At 66.0% G+C, this 17360-nt stretch carries 14 protein-coding genes and 1 pseudogene; 8 read left to right on the forward strand and 7 right to left on the reverse strand.

Annotation, left to right across the window (positions count from 1 at the left end):
* Positions 1–240: 240 nt before the first annotated feature.
* On the reverse strand, positions 241–888 hold the full coding sequence (locus tag KV110_RS23820; RefSeq protein ID WP_246633936.1) for a hypothetical protein: 648 nt from the start codon (positions 886–888) through the stop codon (positions 241–243).
* An 80-nt stretch (positions 889–968) separates the two neighbouring features.
* Entirely contained in the window at positions 969–1655 is a 687-nt protein-coding gene (locus tag KV110_RS23825) for an LGFP repeat-containing protein (protein WP_218469504.1), read from the reverse strand.
* A gap of 235 nt (positions 1656–1890) precedes the next feature.
* Here KV110_RS23825 and KV110_RS23830 point away from each other — a divergent pair, with 235 nt between their 5' ends.
* Entirely contained in the window at positions 1891–2586 is a 696-nt protein-coding gene (locus tag KV110_RS23830) for an LmeA family phospholipid-binding protein (protein WP_218469505.1), read from the forward strand.
* Positions 2587–2666: 80 nt separating this feature from the next.
* Here KV110_RS23830 and KV110_RS23835 read toward each other — a convergent pair whose 3' ends face one another.
* Positions 2667–3149, reverse strand: a complete 483-nt coding sequence (locus tag KV110_RS23835) for a DUF4279 domain-containing protein (protein ID WP_218469506.1) — start codon at positions 3147–3149, stop codon at positions 2667–2669.
* Between the two features lie 150 nt (positions 3150–3299).
* Here KV110_RS23835 and KV110_RS23840 point away from each other — a divergent pair, with 150 nt between their 5' ends.
* The 6 genes from KV110_RS23840 (at position 3300) to KV110_RS23865 (ending at position 9384) form a co-directional block, all read left to right on the forward strand.
* Positions 3300–4433, forward strand: a complete 1134-nt coding sequence (locus KV110_RS23840) for an FAD-dependent oxidoreductase (RefSeq protein WP_218469507.1) — start codon at positions 3300–3302, stop codon at positions 4431–4433.
* Between the two features lie 27 nt (positions 4434–4460).
* Positions 4461–5315: an alpha/beta fold hydrolase gene (locus KV110_RS23845; protein ID WP_218469508.1), complete on the forward strand. Its 855-nt coding sequence runs from the start codon at positions 4461–4463 to the stop codon at positions 5313–5315.
* A gap of 59 nt (positions 5316–5374) precedes the next feature.
* Positions 5375–6145: a class I SAM-dependent methyltransferase gene (locus KV110_RS23850; RefSeq protein ID WP_246633937.1), complete on the forward strand. Its 771-nt coding sequence runs from the start codon at positions 5375–5377 to the stop codon at positions 6143–6145.
* Between the two features lie 154 nt (positions 6146–6299).
* On the forward strand, positions 6300–7385 hold the full coding sequence (locus KV110_RS23855; RefSeq protein WP_218469510.1) for an FAD-dependent oxidoreductase: 1086 nt from the start codon (positions 6300–6302) through the stop codon (positions 7383–7385).
* An 85-nt stretch (positions 7386–7470) separates the two neighbouring features.
* On the forward strand, positions 7471–7989 hold the full coding sequence (locus KV110_RS23860) for a GNAT family N-acetyltransferase (RefSeq protein WP_218469511.1): 519 nt from the start codon (positions 7471–7473) through the stop codon (positions 7987–7989).
* Between the two features lie 189 nt (positions 7990–8178).
* Positions 8179–9384 (forward strand): glycoside hydrolase family 76 protein, encoded by a 1206-nt coding sequence (locus KV110_RS23865; protein WP_218469512.1) that lies wholly within the window; start codon positions 8179–8181, stop codon positions 9382–9384.
* A gap of 67 nt (positions 9385–9451) precedes the next feature.
* Here the strand turns inward: KV110_RS23865 and KV110_RS23870 are convergent, their stop codons facing one another.
* On the reverse strand, positions 9452–10201 hold the full coding sequence (locus KV110_RS23870) for a P-loop NTPase (protein ID WP_218469513.1): 750 nt from the start codon (positions 10199–10201) through the stop codon (positions 9452–9454).
* A gap of 96 nt (positions 10202–10297) precedes the next feature.
* On the reverse strand, positions 10298–10876 hold the full coding sequence (locus KV110_RS23875; protein ID WP_218469514.1) for a dihydrofolate reductase family protein: 579 nt from the start codon (positions 10874–10876) through the stop codon (positions 10298–10300).
* 251 nt (positions 10877–11127) lie between these two features.
* Between KV110_RS23875 and rph the strand changes: the two genes are divergently transcribed.
* Positions 11128–13755, forward strand: coding sequence for a rifamycin-inactivating phosphotransferase (rph, locus tag KV110_RS23880; protein WP_218469515.1), 2628 nt, complete (start codon positions 11128–11130; stop codon positions 13753–13755).
* Between the two features lie 7 nt (positions 13756–13762).
* Here the strand turns inward: rph and KV110_RS42105 are convergent, their stop codons facing one another.
* The gene (locus KV110_RS42105; protein WP_246634766.1) at positions 13763–14722 is read right to left on the reverse strand and encodes an MSCRAMM family protein; all 960 of its coding nucleotides are present in this window, start codon (positions 14720–14722) and stop codon (positions 13763–13765) included.
* Positions 14723–14734: 12 nt separating this feature from the next.
* Positions 14735–17032 (reverse strand): annotated as a pseudogene (locus KV110_RS23885) (MMPL family transporter); the annotation flags it as partial.
* Between the last annotated feature and the right edge of the window lie 328 nt (positions 17033–17360).

A 17360-nucleotide genomic window follows, 5' to 3' on the forward strand; every position in this document is an offset into this window, starting at 1 on the left:
CAGAATAACTCGAAATGTATTGCCGGACCGAACATTTCTCTACCACGGAATAATCGAATATTCCTCTAGCCGCTCTAGTGGATTACCCGCGCCGCGATCGGCCCGAGCACGACGCCGCTGACCGCCCCCGAACAATACGGTGCCGTGCGGAGGTCGCTCGAATCAGAAAAATGGGTAGCAGCAGAATCACCCGGCGGACGACAGACTCGCCCGCCGGTCCCTTGCGTCACAAACTGTGGATCAAGCGTGTCCGCCGCCCAGCCCCGGCTTGTGCAGTCTTGGCTGTGTTCCGACGGTGGGCCGGTCGGTGGTACTCACCGGTCCCGGCGCCTCGACTACGGCACCTCGGGTATCCGTCCGTACGGCGTCCCTGGCATCGACCTCGCGTCGCGCGAAGGCGATATCGCGGGCGCTACGCACTGACAACCGGCCCAGTGAGGTCGCGGCGAAGAACAGGATCAGCGCGCCGAGACCGTAGAAGAAGGTCAGTTGTAGGACGGCGCGTTTCAGGTCGGACGTCGCGACCGGGTCGCCGAGCGCGCCGATGTTCAGCAGATCCGCCAGGAACGGCCCGACGATGAACCACAAGCCCGCCGCCGCTGCCAGCCAACCACCGAAGCCGGCTACCAGGCGATTGCGACTCGCCAACATCAGCAACCCGCCGATGATCGCGGTGACGCCAGGGAGCACTTCGAGCCATCCTCGCGCCGATGTCCACACCCATGACTCATCCGGCGTGAACGCGAAATTGAAGTACGGCCCGAGGAACGGAATCAGTGCACCCCAGATCCCCAGCAATAGCACCGCGAGCCCGCCGAGGGCTCCCCGGCTACGCGGAATTCTGAGCGCCGGGCCGCGGTCCGCGGAAACGTTCTGGTCGGCGTTCATCAGAGCCTCCATTCGTCGAAGTAGCTGCTCTTACCGCCTACCCTCGGTGCGCAGACATATGCGCAAGCTGCATAAACGAGTCAGCGGGGCGGATGCCATTCGATGCGGCCGCCCTGGAAGTCCTGGGCTCGGCCGTCGTTGTAGTCGTACTCGTCGCTGATCGGGTAGCCGTAGCGGCCGTTCTCCCAGTTCTGGCTCGCCCAGATATCTCTGATCGCCCCGACTACCACGCGGGCGCCGGTGTCGGACGACCAGTAGATCGAGCCGCCCTCGAAATGCTGCCCTGCCCCGTCGTTCTTGGCGCGGAACTCGTCGATGACCGGGAAGCCGAGTCGGCCGTCCTCCCAGGACAACGTGGCCCACTTGTCGCGGATCGCTCCCCAGGTGTTGTGTGCCCCGGTCGCACGCGACCAGTGAACCGTGCCGCCCTCGAAGTGGTTGAAACGTCCCGGCTTACGGGTCGGGAGCTCTCTGCTGGTGGGATAGCGCAACGCGCCGTTCTCCCAGCCGAGTTCGCCCCATTTGGCGCGGATCGCACCGCCGATCTGATTGGCATGACCGTCGGATACCAGCGGATGCCAATAGATCGAGCTGTCCTTCTCGAACGCTTGCCAGCGGCCGCCGCGGGCGGCGTCGGACTCCGGGTTCACCGCGTTGCCGAAGAAGACGAAACCACCGGCCTCGTCGTATTCGACCCGTATCGCTCCGTAAATCGGGTACGGCTGCGCGGCGGCTTCGGTGGGAGTCAGGGTTAGGGTGGTGAGCATCGCGAGAACGGTGGCGGCCCGGACCACTCCGGCAGATCGACGTCGCCCGTGCTTCTGATTTCGCGGACCAGGTGACATGGCACCTCCTTGCGCCCCATATATGGGAGCCATTTTACTTGCGCCCGAGCGCCTTCGACAGTGTTGAACCCCGCTACGACAGCCGGTTCCGGGGGGCGAAGGCACCGGCCCGCCGCGATCCACAGCATGATGGTGGAATGTTTGAACGGGTGAGCACATGCGCGCATTGCTGATATTGATCGTCGTGCTGGCGATCGCGCTGATCGTCGGCGACCGGGTCGCAGTCGTGATGGCGCAGAACGAGATCGGCCGCAAGATCGCGGCCGAATACCAGCTCGCGCACCGACCGAGCGTCGACATCAACGGCTTCCCGTTCCTGACCCAGGCCGTCGACGGCAAATATCACGACATCGACATCCAGGTCGGCGACTGGAGCGGTCAGAACATCACCGTCCACAACCTCGATGTCACGCTCACCGACGTATCCGCGCCGCTGACCGATCTACTCAACAACCGCACATCGAACCTTGTCGCGACCACGGCGGCAGCGAGGGCCGTGGTTCCCTACGACACCGTGCAGGGCTTCGCCCCCTCGGGAGTGGAGTCGATCTCCTACAGCCCCGACGGGATGCGCGTCACCGGGACATTCACGGTGGAAGGTATCCCGATGCCCGCGACGGTCGTCGTCACCGTCGCCCCCACCGAGGAAGGCATCGAGGTCACTCCGGTCTCGGTCCAGTCCACAGTCGGCGGACCAACGATTCCCCTGTCAATGCTGCGCCGAACACTCACCTTCATCGTGCCCCTCCAGCGCCTTCCACTCGGCGCACAACTGACAGCCATCCAGCCCAGCCCCGACGGCCTCCATGTCACCGCCGTGGCCCACGACGTGCACTTCTCCAACCTGCCGTGAGCACCGACCCGGCCCCCGCGACCTTCGGCCAGCGCCGCTTGCGGCATCCCCGTTGCTGAGGTGACCTGAGCGCTGCTACTTCAGGACCGAGAATCGCCACCACCATCACCGCTGAAGTCGTATTCGTCGACGTCGAGTTCGGTTCGAGTCGACGACAGGAACTCGAGCACCGGCATCGATAGGTGCCAGCCCAGCGGGCGAGGCCATTGCTGCGCCTGCTCCCATGAAGTCCCGCCAGGCGCCGCCTCGATCCCGTCGGGATCATGGAAATACCGCACGACCCGCAGCACCGAGCTCACAACGTCCTGCGCGCAGAGCGAGACCAACTTGGAGCGGATGGGATCCAGCCGCTCTACCAGACCGTGAATCTGCGCATCAACGCTCTCATCGCTACGCCGGACGATCTCCCACGCATGGCACCGCGGAATGACATGTTCGGGTGACCGACTCCCCATCACAAGCACCCGGTCCGGCTCCATCCCGAGCCGCACCGTGATCTCCGCAGCCGACAGCGTGTCACTCGTGAGCGCGTAATAGCAGTACTGACGCGTTTTCACGAGCACGATCCCACCACGCCGTGCACACGTGCCAGCGATCCGGGTCCTTCGCCGAATGCGGCATGGGCGCAGGACGGTGCAAGGCGGGTGCAAGGGCGGCGACAGCGTCGCCCGGCATCGTCGTTGCTATCGCACCTGCCTGGAGAAGGAGCTTTCATGCGTACTCCCGTCACGATCATCGGCGCCGGACTCGGCGGCCTCACCCTGGCTCGTGTCCTGCACGTGCACGGCATCCCGGTCATCGTCTACGAGGCCGAGGCCTCGCCCACGGCACGCGCTCAGGGTGGAATGCTCGACATCCACGATTACAACGGCCAGCTCGCCATCGAGGCGGCGGGGCTTATGGACGAGTTCCGCAGCTTAGCTTTGGCAGGCCGCCAGGCGACGCGGATCCTCGCCCCGGATGGGACCGTGCTGTTCGACAAGACCGACGACGGCACCGGTGGGCGGCCCGAAGTGCAACGCGGCGAGTTGCGCCGGATGCTGCTCGACTCGCTCCCAATCGGCACCGTCCACTGGGGTCACAAGGTCAGTGCCGTCCGCGCTCTCGGCGAAGGTCGCCATGAGGTGACCTTCACCGATGGCTCCACCACCGTTACGAACCTGCTGGTGGGCGCCGATGGCGCTTGGTCCCGAATCCGGCCGCTGCTGTCCGACGCGAAGCCTGAGTACACCGGCGAGTCGTTCATCGAGACCTACCTCTACGACGCGGACAAGAGCCACCCCGCCGCCGCGCAGGCTGTCGGCGGCGGGTCGTTGATCGCGACCGCGCGGGACAGGTCGATCAACGCCCAGCGCGAGCGCGGTGCGACCTTGCACACCTACGCGATCCTCGCCAAGCCGCAGGACTGGTTCGCCGCCATCGACTTCGCCGACCCCGATACGGCCACGGCCCGGATCGCGGGCGAATTCGACGGCTGGGCACCAGAACTCACCGCGCTGATCACCGACAGCGACACCGCGCCCGTCCTGCGCCCCATCTGCACACTGCCGATCGGGCACCGGTGGGACCGGCTGCCCGGGGCCACCCTGATCGGCGACGCCGCCCACCTCGCGCCCCCGGACGGCGAAGGCGCCAACAACGCGATGCTCGACGGTGCCGAGCTCGGCACCGCCCTCGCCGCGCACCCCGATGACGTCGAAGCCGCCCTCACCGAGTTCGAACAGGCGATGTTCAACCGCAGCGCCACGCCCACCGACGGCGCCGAATTCTTCGAGCACCTCTTCGGCGACAACCCACCCCAGCACCTGATCGACCTGTTCATCGAGGCCGAGCCACAGAACCCATAATGAACTGCTGCGCCTAGCGTGGCGTTCATGACCGATCCCCTTTCCAACGGCGAGAAGCTTGTTGAGATCAACGATGTCGAGCTGTGCGTCGAGACCTTCGGGAATCCGGCGAACCCGGCGATCCTGCTCATCGACGGCGCGGCCGCCTCGATGCTGTGGTGGGAATCCGAGCTGTGCGAACAGATCGCGCGCGGCGACCGGTTCGTCATCCGCTACGACAACCGGGACACCGGCAGATCCACCAGCTACCCGCCAGGGCGGCCGGGTTACACGTTCACCGATCTGGCCGACGACGCGCTCGGCATTTTGGATGTCATGAACGTCGAGCGCGCACACTTCGTCTGCCGGTCCATGTCCGGCGGAATCGGGCTGATCATCGGGGTGGACCACCCCGACCGGGTGGAGTCGCTGACGTTCGTCTCCACCTCCACCGGCGAGGACGGACTGCCGCCGTCGTCGGACGAGCTCACCAGCGGCATCCCTGCCGCCCCGGACCCTGCCGATGCCGCCGCGGTGGTGGACTTTGTTGTCGCATCGGCAAAGGCGTACTCGGGCGGCTCGCCCTACTTCGACGAGACCGCCACGCGCGCACTGGTCGAGTGGGACGTGGCCCGCACTCGCGACATCGCGTCCACCCTCGTCAACCACTACGCGATGAGCTTCGACGGGTCGTCCCGCGACTTCGCCGCCCTCGAGGCGCCGAGTCTGGTGGTGCACGGCGACCACGACCCGGTTTGCCCGCTCCCACACGGATACGCGCTGCGGGACGCGATCTCTGGCGCGACGCTGCTGGTCCTGGAAGGCGCCGGGCACGACCTGCCTAAGCCGCTGTGGGACGTGTTCGTCCCGGCCCTGCTCGCGCACACCGAACGCCGACCATGATCCGGGTGCAGTCGGCGCTCTGGCTGTCGATCTTTCGATGAGAGGTTACAGTGACGGTGATGTCCGATTTGTTCGACTACGACGCGGAATTGCGCCTGCACAACGAACGCTTTCGCGCCGCTGCCCGAGTCGGCGCTCACGACTGCGTGCTCGACATCGGCTGTGGCACCGGCCAATCCACGCGCGAGGCGGCCCGCGCCGCCGTCACCGGCAGCGTGGTAGGCGTCGATCTCTCCGCGCCGATGCTCGAACGGGCCCGTCAGCTCAGCGACGACCAGGGACTGACCAATATCACCTACCAGCTGGCAGACGCTCAGGTTCACCGTTTTCCACCGACGCGCTTCGACCTCTGTATCAGCAGGTTCGGAACGATGTTCTTCGCCGACCCGGTCGCCGCGTTCACCAATATCGGCCGCTCTCTGCGCCCCGGAGCGCGCCTGGTGCTGCTGGTCTGGCAAGCGCGCGACCGCAATGAGTGGGCCACCGCGATCCGCCGGTCCCTCACCGCCGCATCAGCCACCCCCCGCGGTCCGGACGCCTTCTCTCTCGCCGACCCGACCGTCACGGAAGGCATCCTGACGGCGGCGGGCTTCGCGGAAGTCGGCTTCACCGACGTGCACGAGCCCGTCTACTACGGCCCGGACAGCGCCGCCGCCTTCGATGCCGTACTCCGCCTATGGGAAGTCAAAGACTTGCTTGCCGACCTCGACGCCGCCGCGGCCGAGCAGGCACGCACGCGGCTACGCACCACCCTCGACGCGCACAACACCGACGGTGGCGTGTACTTCGACTCGCGTGCCTGGATCGTCACAGCTCGCCGCCCTCGCTGACCAACTCTCTCACCGCTCGGCGCTCACAACACGCGAGGCAGGCGCACGAGCACGCAAGCCGCACGCAAGGGCGGTGCAATCCTCGCGCGGCATTCTCGTCAGCGTGACCGAACACGCAGAGCAGCAAGCCAATCGCACCCCACGAGAAACCACCATGACCACTTCAGTGACGATCATCGGCGCCGGACTCGGCGGACTCACCCTCGCCCGCGTCCTGCACCTGCACGGCATCCCGGCCACCATCTATGAGGCAGAGCCGTCCCCGATGGCACGGGCGCAGGGCGGGTTGCTCGACATCCACGACTACAACGGCCAACTCGCCCTCGAAGCGGCCGACCTGATGAACGAGTTTCGCGGCATCATCCTGGAAGGGCACCAGGCAATGCGGGTCCTCGACCCGGACGGCACCGTCCTGCTCGACAAAGCCGACGACGGCACGGGCGGACGCCCCGAGGTGCATCGCGCCGACCTGCGCCAGATCCTGCTCGACTCGCTCCCGGCCGGTACCGTCCGGTGGGCACACAAGCTCAGCAGTGTTCGTCCCCTCGAAAAGGGCCGCTACGAGTTGACTTTCGCCGACGGCAGCACCGCCGTCACCAGCCTGCTGGTCGGCGCCGACGGCGCATGGTCCCGAGTCCGGCCGCTGTTGTCCAGCGCCACACCGGAATACGCAGGCAAGTCGGCCGTCGAGACCTACCTGTTGGACGCCGACACGAACCACCCCGCCACCGCGAAAGCTGTTGGCGGCGGGTCGATGATCAGCGCGACACGGGGCAAAGAACTCTTCGCGCACCGGGAAAAGCACGCGACCCTGCATACCTACGCGGTACTGGCCAAACCGCTGGACTGGTTCGCCGCCATCGATTTCACCGATACCACCGCAGCCACCGCGCGGATCGCGCGGGAATTCGACGGCTGGGCACCGGAACTCACCGCACTGATCACCGCGAGCGACACCGCGCCGCTGCTGCGCCCCCAGTACACTCTGCCCATCGGCCACCGGTGGGATCGTGTCCCAGGAGTGACCTTGCTCGGCGACGCGGCCCACCTCGCACCGCCGAGCGGCGAGGGAGCCAACCTGGCCATGCTCGACGGCGCCGACCTCGGGAAGGCCCTTGCCGCGCACCCCGATGATGTCGAAACCGCACTCACCGAGTACGAGCAGGCCATGTTCCCTCGAAGTGTCGAGATGCCCTTGGAAGCGGTCGAGTTCTTCGAGAGTTTCCACCAGCCACGATAAGCAACGCGCACCGGTCGAAACCTGCTTGCTGACTAACCATTTCACCAACGACATCAGTGTGAGACGAGGCGGTGGTTTGGGCCCGATGATTCTGCGCGATGGACCCACCACCGCCACAACACATATCGACGCGCTCGTCGACCTGTATGCCGACGTTTTCGCCGAACCACCCTATTGCGAGGGGCCAGAGCAGGTTGCTCGCTTCCGAGTGCTGCTCATCGATGAAATGGACCGCCCCGGATTCGCCGTGGTCCGGGCGGTGGACCACGGCACATTGGTCGGCATGGCCTACGGGTTCACGATCCCCGCCGAACAGTGGTGGCACGACGCCGCGACGTCGCCGCCGCCCGCCGCCATCGGTGTCGCGAAGTTCGCGATCATGGAACTGGCTGTGCGACAAAGCCATCGGGGACAGGGGCTCGGCCGTGAACTCCTCGGCGACCTGCTGCGCGGTCGCACCGAGCCGATCGCGTTCCTCGGCGTCGACCCCGCGGCCCCCGCTTACGCGATCTATCGCAAGTGGGGATGGCGTGAGGCCGGACACACGGTCCCGAAGTCCGGCCGTTCCTACGCCATCCTGCTGATCGACCTGCCACCTCGATAAATACAACATGGCTGGATCACCGTCCAGTGCAAGATCGGCAGTGACGCGGGCGAAGTGTGGCAGTCGGAACAGCTTCGCACTGCGGCGTGGTGCAGCCGGTCTACGCCGCGCCGCGGCGGTCATCGCAAGATAGAATGTGGCTGCATGGTTCCGGCTTTGGTGCTCGTTCAGTAAAGGGAGTCCGCGCGGATGGATCGCCGGAACATGGGGATCAGCCGACGCCGTGTGCTGTTGGCGACCGGAGCCTCGATCGCACTCACTGTGCTGGCCGAGCCGACGCAAGCAGTAACGATCACCCGGAACGTGTCCGCCGACCCCGAGGACCCCGGAAAGCGGGCGGACCTGGCAGAACAGGCGCTCGTACAGCGGCATGTGCGCACGCTCTGGGGTCGGCCGCAAACGCGGCTGGGCACGCTTGTCTGGCCTGCGTCCTCATTGGACCAGTCGTTCGTGCGATGGTGCTACTGGTGGCAAGCCCACCTTCTCGACTGTGCGGTGGACGCCGCGTACCGCGCCCGTACCCCCGAACGGATAGACCGGGTCATTTCCCTCGCCCGCGGTATTCGGACCCGCAACCTTACCGGCTGGACCAACCGGTACTACGACGATATGGCGTGGCTGGCGCTGGCGCTCGAACGCGCCGACCGGTTGCTCGGTATCCGGTTCGGCGACGCTGTCGGCAAGTTGAAAGCCGACCTGATGGACGGCTGGAACCCGGTCGTCGGTGCGGTGCCCTGGCGGTCCGGCGACGAGTATTACAACACCCCCGCGATCGGTCCGACCGGTATCGCGATGGCGCGTTTGGGTGAGCTGTCCCGGGCCGGACAACTTGCCGATTTCCTGCACACCCGACTGCGCGACACCGACAGCGGCCTGATCCTCGACGGCGTCCATGAACCCGGCGGACGAGTAGACCGCACCGTCCTCACCTACTGCCAGGGCGTGGCCATCGGGCTGGAAACCGAGCTGGCAATACGCACAGGGGAATCCGGCCATCGCCAGCGCGTGGCAGCCCTCGTCGCCGCGGCCGGGGACGGGCTCACCGACGCCGGGGTGATCGTCCCGGCCGCCGGGGACGACTCCGGGCTATTCATGGGTATCCTCGCCAGATATCTCGCGCAAGCCGCACTGGCTTTAGGCGACACCACCGCCGCGAATATCGTGCACACTTCCGCGCGAGCGGCTTGGAAACACCGGGCCGACGTGGACGGGCTACCGCTGTTCGGTGTGGATTGGAACCGCCCGGTCACAATGCCGGAGCAGCCGGGCACCTTTCCACAGCTCATGCGGTCGTCCGCCGCTTCGTCGGCGAACCTGAGCCGCGATCTATCCGTACAGCTGAGCGGATGGATGCTGCTCGAAGCGGATTACCAGCTCACCGCTGCAGGACGCTGAACCGCGGCGGATAGCGTCCCGGCTCCGACTGGTTACCCGCGCCCTTCGAGGTAACCCGAAGTGTGGATCAGTCGTCGCCGGAGAGGTAGTCGCGAACGGTGGTCGTGACCGGGGCGAGGTCGGTGACGGTCGGTGCGGCGCCCGGCCGGTAGGGCAGGCTGGCGAGCTTGCTGATGCCGCGATTCCAGATGGTGCGATCGGCCGGGGTCGGGGGATGCAATTCGATGTGGTGCGCGCAGCTGGGACAACTGAGGTAAGCCATGTTCTCGATTCCGCCGAGTACGGGGACCTTCAGATGGTTCAGCACGGTGGTGAGTCGATGACTGTCGAGGTGGGACACTTCGGCGGGTGTGACAACAAGAATGACAGCGAGGCGGTCGGCGATCCGCAGTGCGTTCCCGATGCTGGTGGTACCGGGTGGCAGGTCGACGATGAGGATGTCGCGGCTATTCCATTGGGTACGCGTGATCAGCCGGGTCAGCAGCATATCGGCGAAGCGTTCCCCCACGGAGAAGGCTTGAGTGCCCGCCATCAAGAATCCAGCGGACGCGATTTGCATGCCGTCGACCTCGATGGCTTCGAGATCGCTTCGGTGCGGGCCGAAGTCGGCGATGCGCAGCGACGCGGTCGGGACATCGCGGCGGAAGCCGACCATACGAGGAATATCGGGACCGGAGAGGTCTGCATCGACAAGGCCGACCCGGACACCACTGGCGGTGAGGGCCCGAGCCAGTGCCAGCGCAATGCTGGATTTGCCGACACCGCCCTTTCCGCTGGCTACCGCGACGATGGGAGTCGCCGAGATGGGTGGGGTCACGTGTGCACGCTACCGGCTCGGTCGTTCGGAAGCGCCCGAAATTATCGGTGCGAACAGGCGAGCGGTGCCGCCGATGTTCAACGGGGGCAGGATGACTCAGGCATGGAGGGTGGGCCGGTAGATGAGCTCTTGGGTGCGACCGTCGAGCGTTCGGCTCTCGATCAGCTCGAGGTCGAAATCGGCCGCACCCTGAAAGATCGGGGCCGCTCCGGTCTGACCGGTGATCACCGGAAAGACCGTCACCTGGACGCGGTCGACCAGACCGGCGGCCATCAGCGAGCGGTTCAACGACAGACTGCCGTGTGAGCGCAACGGCACCTCGGACTCCTCCTTGAGCCGGGCGACAACGTCGACCGCGTCGCCGCTCACGACCGTCGCATCCGGCCAGTCGAGCGGCCCTTGCAGCGTGCTCGACACCACCGTTGCCGGCAGGTTCCGCATCCGGGTGACCCACGGGTCACGCACCTCGGACTCCTCGGTACTCGACGCCATCATCTGCGCGAACGCCCGATATGTGTTGGCGCCGAACACCATCCGCTGCTCCTCGCCGTACACCGCGAGGCGGTGCTCGAGCAGTTCGGGACCTTGCTTGCCCCAATAGCCGCGCCAGTTGCCGCTGGCGGAGCCGAAGCCGTCGAGACTGGTAAAGACATCGAAGGTGTAGGTAACGGTCATGATGTTCTCCTCTGGTGTGTTGATCGGGTTCGTCGATATAGACCGGAAACCTCGGCGAAACTCATCGCCGTCGGACTCCTGGAGTCCGCACTCCGGACGCGACTCGACCACTGCCAAGAGGGCCTGAACAAGCGGGGGGTTCGCTCCCTTCCCCCTCTCACTTTATACACGATCCCGGGGCCTCATGAGGCTCCGATTTTTGGTCCATAATCGCTCGCGACATGCCGAAACACCAGGTGAGGAGTACCGCGATGGTCTATGTGCTCGGCTTCGAGGAGATCGACCGGACGCAGGTCGCGATCGTCGGCGGCAAGGGTGCGAATCTCGGTGAGCTGTCGCGGATCGACGGCGTCGAGGTGCCGGACGGCTTCTGTGTGACGACGGAAGCCTTTACGCGGACCGTGGCGGGCGCGCCCTCGATCGAGGATCGGCTCGACGAGCTGTCGCGCCTCGAACCGGACGATCGGGCGGCGATCCGTGAGCTGAGCGCGCAGATCCGTTGCGCGGTCGAAGAATTCGTCATTCCCGATGATGTGGCGGCCGAGATCATCGGCGCGCACGCCCGGCTGGGTGCGGGTGGCGCCTACGCCGTCCGATCCAGTGCCACCGCCGAGGATCTGCCTACCGCGTCCTTCGCGGGTCAGCAGGACACCTATCTGAACATCGTGGGGTCCGCGGCGATCCTCGAACACGTCAGCCGGTGCTGGGGCTCACTGTTCACCGAGCGGGCCGTCACCTACCGCCTGCGAAACGGATTTGGCCACAAGGTGATTCGGATGGCGGTGGTCGTTCAGCGGATGGTGTTCCCGCGCGCCGCCGGCATCCTGGTCACCGCCGACCCCGTCACCTCCGACCGGACGGTCGTTTCCATCGACGCCGGCTTCGGCCTCGGTGAGGCCCTCGTTTCCGGCCTCGTGAACGCCGACGTCTACCAGGTTCGCGACGGCAACATCACTGGCAGGACGATCGCCGCCAAAAAGTTCTCCGTCGAGTTCGCGCCGACAGGCGGAACACAGGTGCGGGAGATCGACCGGAAGCGCCGCAACGAGCCGGTGCTCGCCGATGCCGAGGTGCTCCGACTCGCACGGCTGGGCCGCCGCATCGAAGCGCATTTCGGCAGCCCGCAGGACATCGAATGGTGCCTCGACGGTGATGATCTCCGCATCGTGCAGAGCAGGCCGATCACCACGCTGTTCCCGATTCCCGCGGCTGCCGACGAGAAGTACCACGTCTACGTTTCGGTCGGCCATCAGCAGATGATGACCGACGCGATGAAGCCCCTGGGGATCTCGCTGTGGCAGCTCACGAGCCGGGCTCCCATGCGTGACGCGGGCGGCCGGTTGTTCGTGGACGTCACCGAAGCGCTGTCGTCGCCGACCACCCGCACGGGGCTGATCGAGGCGCTCGGCAAGTCCGATCCCCTGATCGGGGACGCGCTGCGGACCGTGATCGACCGCGATGCCTTCGTTCGTCAAGTGCCGGAGGAAGATTCGGTCGACGCACCGCCCGCAGCGCCCGGTGCCGCACCCGCGCCGATCGAGGCCGATCCCGACGTCGTCACCGAGCTGATCGCGGAGAGCGAGGCCTCCCTCACCGCGTTGAAACGCGACATCCGAACCAAGTCCGGACCGACGCTACTCGACTTCATCCAGACCGATATTCAAGAACTGCAGCGGGTTCTGTTCGCACCGCGGGGTTTGCAGGTGATCACGGCCGCGATGGACGCGTCGGAATGGCTCAACGATCGGCTGCGGGAATGGCTGGGCGAGAAGAACGCCGCCGATGCGCTCACCCAGTCGGTTCCCGGGAACGTGACGTCAGAGATGGGTCTGGCACTGCTGGACGTCGCCGATGTGATTCGCCCGCATCTGGAAATGGTGGCGTACCTGCGGCAGGTCGAGCAGGCAGGGCCGACGCGGGACGCTTTCTTGGACGAGCTGGCTGGATACCCAGGCGGCCGCGAGGCACGTGCCGCGATCGAGGACTTCCTCGACAAATACGGCATGCGCTGTGTCGGGGAGATCGACATCACCAGACCACGCTGGAGCGAAAGCCCCACCACACTCGTGCCGACGATCCTCGGCAATATCAAGAACTTCGGGCCCGGAGCGGGCAGGCAACGCTTCGAGGACGGCCTACGCGCCGCGGAGCAGAAGAAGAGACAAATCCTGGAACGCTTGCGCACCCTGCCGGGCGGGGAGCAGAAGGCCGAAGAAACCGAACGGATGATCGACCGCGTCCGCACTTTCTCCGGGTATCGGGAGTATCCGAAGTACGGCATGGTCAGCCGCTACTTTGTCTACAAGTTGGCCCTGCTGCGCGAGGCCCAACGCCTGGTGCAGGTCAGCGTTCTTCGCGAGCCCGAAGACATCTTCTACCTGAGATTCGATGAGCTCAGCGAAGTGGTACGCACGCACCGGTTGCGTGCGGAGCTCATCGACGAGCGCAAGGAGGCGTTCCGCACGTATCAGGCACTCACCGCGCCGCGCGTGCTCACCTCCGACGGCGCGGCGCTCACCGGGGCGTATCGGCGCGAGGACCTGCCCACGGGTGCACTGCCCGGCATGGCGGTGTCCGCCGGGACAATCGAAGGCCGCGCCCGCGTCGTCTCCGACATCGCGCAGGCCGACCTCGAACCCGGCGACATCCTGGTAACCGCCTACACCGACCCGAGCTGGACCCCGCTCTTCCTCGCGATCGCGGGCCTGGTGACCGAAGTCGGCGGCCTCATGACCCACGGCGCCGTAATCGCCCGCGAATACGGCCTCCCCGCCGTCGTCGGCGTATCGCACGCCACCGACCTGATCCGCGACGGCCAGCACATCCGAGTAAACGGCACAGACGGCTACGTCGAGATCCTGTCGCAGCGGGCCGAATGAAGTCCGCTCACGACAGCTCCGCGTGTTCGTCGACGTCGAAGCCCAGGCGGATGTCGTGGTCGACTTGGCTGCCGGTGATGGTCACCTGGTCGGTCACCAGTGGGTAGCCGCGAGCCACGACGGTGTACTCGCCCTCGGGTAGGTTGGCCACTGCGTAGCGGCCGTGCTCGTCGGTGTGGGCGGTGCCGATGGCCGCGCCGGACCAGTCGAGCACGGTGACTTGGGCGTCGTACACCGCCCGGCCGTCGGCACGCACCGTTCCCGACAATGTCGCCATCGGCGCCAGTTCGACGTCGAAATGTAAACGGCCGCTGTCCGGTACGGTCAGGGTCGTTGCGGTGGGCCGCATCCGCGCGGCAACGGTAACAAAGGTGTAGGTTCCCGCCAGCAAACCCTTGCAGGAGTACGCGCCGTCGGCCGCCGTCACGGCAGCGCCGACCACCTCACCGTGCAGGTCGGTCACGGTGACCGTGGCACCTGCCACCGGCTCACGCGCGGCAGTGCGCACCACACCCGACAACTCGCCGGATCCCTGCAGCGTGATGTCGACATGCTGCGCGCCGTCGTCCACCACGGTGACGTTCACCGCGGCCGGTTGATGCCCGTTCGCCGAGACGATCAGGACATAGCTTCCTGGCGCGGGAAATTCGATGGTGTAGGTGCCCCCGCCGTCACCGGTCGTCCGCGAAACCTGATGTCCACGTTGGTCGATCAGTGTCAGCGCCGCGTCCGGCACCGGGTGCCCGTCGTCACGGCGAATGCAGCCACCGATCGTCCGGTCACCCGCCGGGGTGAGGACCTGTCCGTTCGCGACGCCCGACAACCGTTGCGCCCCACCGCTGTTCGTGGCTGCGTGTGGGACACCAGCCGCGGCGAGCACCGGCTCCGGTTCGGAGATGACCGGCGCGGCAGGCTCCCCTACCCGCTCCTCCCCTGCCTGCACCGAGACTTCCGACGACGCCGACACGGAGTGCGCAGCAACCGGCTCGACCTGCGGCCGCTGCAACTCTCGCAACTTCGCACCCTCGACGTCGATATCCGGCAGGATGCGATCGAGCCACTTCGGAATCCACCAGGACCCCCTGCCCATGATCACTAGCAGCGCCGGGACCAGCACCATCCGCACCGCGAAGGCGTCGATGGCAACACCGGCGGCCAGTGCGAAGCCCATCGACTTGGCGGTGACGTCGGATTCCAGCAGGAAGGAGCCGAACACCGAGATCATGATGATCGCCGCCGAGGTGACCACACGAGCACCGTGGTGGTAACCCGAGATCATGGCCTCCTTCGGCGATTTGCCGTGCACGTATTCCTCGCGCATGCGGGTCACCAGGAACACCTGGTAGTCCATGGCGAGCCCGAACACCAACCCGATCAACATGATCGGCAGGAAGCTGATGATCGGTCGCGGATCGGAGATCAGGCCGAAGGCGCCTTCCTGGAAGATCAGTACGGTGGCGCCGAAGGTGGCCGCCATGGAGAGCAGGAAGCCCATGGCCGCGGTGAGCGGGACCAAAATGGACCGGAACACCAGGATCAACAGCACGAAGGCCGCACCGGCCACGATCGCCAGGTAAGGGACGATCTTGCCGAGCAGGACGTGGTCCATATCGGCGTAGATGGCGGTGGTGCCGGTGATGCCGTACTCGATGCCGTACTGCTCGGTCAGTGCGCCTTCGGCGGCGCGCGCGTCGCGCACCAGGTCCTTGGTGGCCTGATCGTTCGGCCCCGACTTCGGTACACCGTTGAGCATTACGCCCAGCCCGTTCTCGCTGAACTGCGGCGCGGTGACGTAATCCATCTCAGGGAACTCGGCGAGCCGGTCGCGCAGCGCCGTCACCGCGGTTTTGCGCTCACCTTCCGGCACGTTCTCCAGGTCGGCGGCCACGGTCAGGATGCCGTTGCTGCCTTCGCCGAAGCCTGCCGTCCGGATGTCGTAGGCCTGCCGGACGGTGGAGTCGGTCGGGAAGCTGTCCTCACCCGGCAGACCCAACTGCAGGTTGAGTGCCGGAGTGGCCAGCGCGGCCAGAGCTGCCACGGCGATGACCAGTGCGACCCACGGTCTCTTACCGATCACGCGGGCCACCCGCATGCCGTTGGTGACGGAGGTGTCGTCTTCCGGGTCGTGCCGGGCGACCAGCGGCATCTTCGGCTTGAACAGGAAGCGGCCGAAAACGCCGAGCAGAGCCGGCATCAGGGTGATGGCGGTGAGTACGGCGAAGAAGGCCGCGATCGCGCCACCGAGGCCCATGAAGGTCAGGAAGTTCACCCCGACGACGCTCAGCGCACCCAGGGCGACGATGACGGTGAGACCGGCGAACACCACCGCGGATCCGGCGGTGCCGACGGAAACGCCCGCGGCTTCTTCCGGACTTTCCGCGACATGTAGTTCGTGCTTGTAGCGGGAGACGATGAACAGTGCGTAGTCGATGGACAGCGCGATACCGATCATCGACGCCAGGAACGTCGTGAAACTCGGGACCTCGACGACCGAGGTGCCAAGCGAAATCACCAACATGGCGGCACCCAGGCCGACGATGGCGGTGATGATCGGCACGAAGGCTGCCACGATGGCGCCGAAGGCGATCACCATGACGATCAATGCCACGCCCATACCGATCATTTCGGCTTGGCCGCTGGGTTGCTCCTGCTCCTGCTCGATGGCCCCGCCGACCTCGACGGTCAATCCCTGTTCGCGGGCGGGGTCGGCTACGGCGTAAGCGGCGTGCCGCTCTTCGTCGCTGATGTCCATCGACGAGGCGATGTCGAACGGCACCGAGAGCACGGCGACGGTGGCCGGGGCGTCCTCGCTCAGCACATTGAGCGGCGCGCCGGAGCACACTGCCGGGTCGGCGGCGGTCAGGCAGCCCATCGCCTTGGTCGCGTCGACCGGGTTCTTCAGCGCCGCGGCGTCCTCTTCGGTGACGAGCTTATGCTTGCCGCCGTCGACCGACAGCGCCTTCAGATCGGCGATCAGTTTGTCGATGGCAGCGCTGTTCTTCGCGTCGGTCAGCTTCGTACCTTCGGGCGCCTTGATGACGTAGGCACCGCTGACGGCGTCGATGCTGAACCGATCGGACATGCCGGGGAACTGCTTGTCCAGAATTTCGGTCGCGCGTTCCGACGGTAGCGACGGCATGCTGAACTCGTCGCTCATCGATTTGCTCAGCACACTGCTGGCGATGCCGAGCACTCCGAGGAGTACGAGCCACACCGGCAGAACTATCCACTTGCGGCGGAAGGCGAATTTGCCCCACCGATAGAGGTATACGGACACGAATGAGTTCTCCTGGAGGTAACCGGGTTGTGCTGAGTTCAGGGCCCGTATACAGCACCTTCGCGGCCCGCTGTGCATGCGAACAGCTCCCCCGCCAGCCTCTATCTACCTACGCACGGTAGGGGTGATGATCGATAGCAAGCCGTAAGCGGAGGAGTAACCTCTAGTCGCGAGAGCCTACCGCACGCTCCGACAACACCGCCCTCGGCTCCAGCAGGCTCACGGCCTGAAACTGGAGCCATTGCCCGATCCTGAGCGCGCTACCGATTCGCCAGCAGCGGACACGGCACCGTGCCTGCGCACCCTCGCGTGCACAAACCCGTTGAGC

This window comes from Nocardia iowensis, from assembly GCF_019222765.1.
Taxonomy (GTDB): domain Bacteria; phylum Actinomycetota; class Actinomycetes; order Mycobacteriales; family Mycobacteriaceae; genus Nocardia; species Nocardia iowensis.

Coding starts and splice junctions, on each gene's coding strand:
- KV110_RS23820 (WP_246633936.1), bottom strand. CDS start 888: ATGAACGCCGACCAGAACGTTTCCGCGGACCGCGGCCCGGCGCTCAGA.
- KV110_RS23825 (WP_218469504.1), bottom strand. CDS start 1,655: ATGCTCACCACCCTAACCCTGACTCCCACCGAAGCCGCCGCGCAGCCG.
- KV110_RS23830 (WP_218469505.1), top strand. CDS start 1,891: ATGCGCGCATTGCTGATATTGATCGTCGTGCTGGCGATCGCGCTGATC.
- KV110_RS23840 (WP_218469507.1), top strand. CDS start 3,300: ATGCGTACTCCCGTCACGATCATCGGCGCCGGACTCGGCGGCCTCACC.
- KV110_RS23845 (WP_218469508.1), top strand. CDS start 4,461: ATGACCGATCCCCTTTCCAACGGCGAGAAGCTTGTTGAGATCAACGAT.
- KV110_RS23850 (WP_246633937.1), top strand. CDS start 5,375: ATGTCCGATTTGTTCGACTACGACGCGGAATTGCGCCTGCACAACGAA.
- KV110_RS23855 (WP_218469510.1), top strand. CDS start 6,300: ATGACCACTTCAGTGACGATCATCGGCGCCGGACTCGGCGGACTCACC.
- KV110_RS23860 (WP_218469511.1), top strand. CDS start 7,471: ATGATTCTGCGCGATGGACCCACCACCGCCACAACACATATCGACGCG.
- KV110_RS23865 (WP_218469512.1), top strand. CDS start 8,179: ATGGATCGCCGGAACATGGGGATCAGCCGACGCCGTGTGCTGTTGGCG.
- KV110_RS23875 (WP_218469514.1), bottom strand. CDS start 10,876: ATGACCGTTACCTACACCTTCGATGTCTTTACCAGTCTCGACGGCTTC.
- rph (WP_218469515.1), top strand. CDS start 11,128: ATGGTCTATGTGCTCGGCTTCGAGGAGATCGACCGGACGCAGGTCGCG.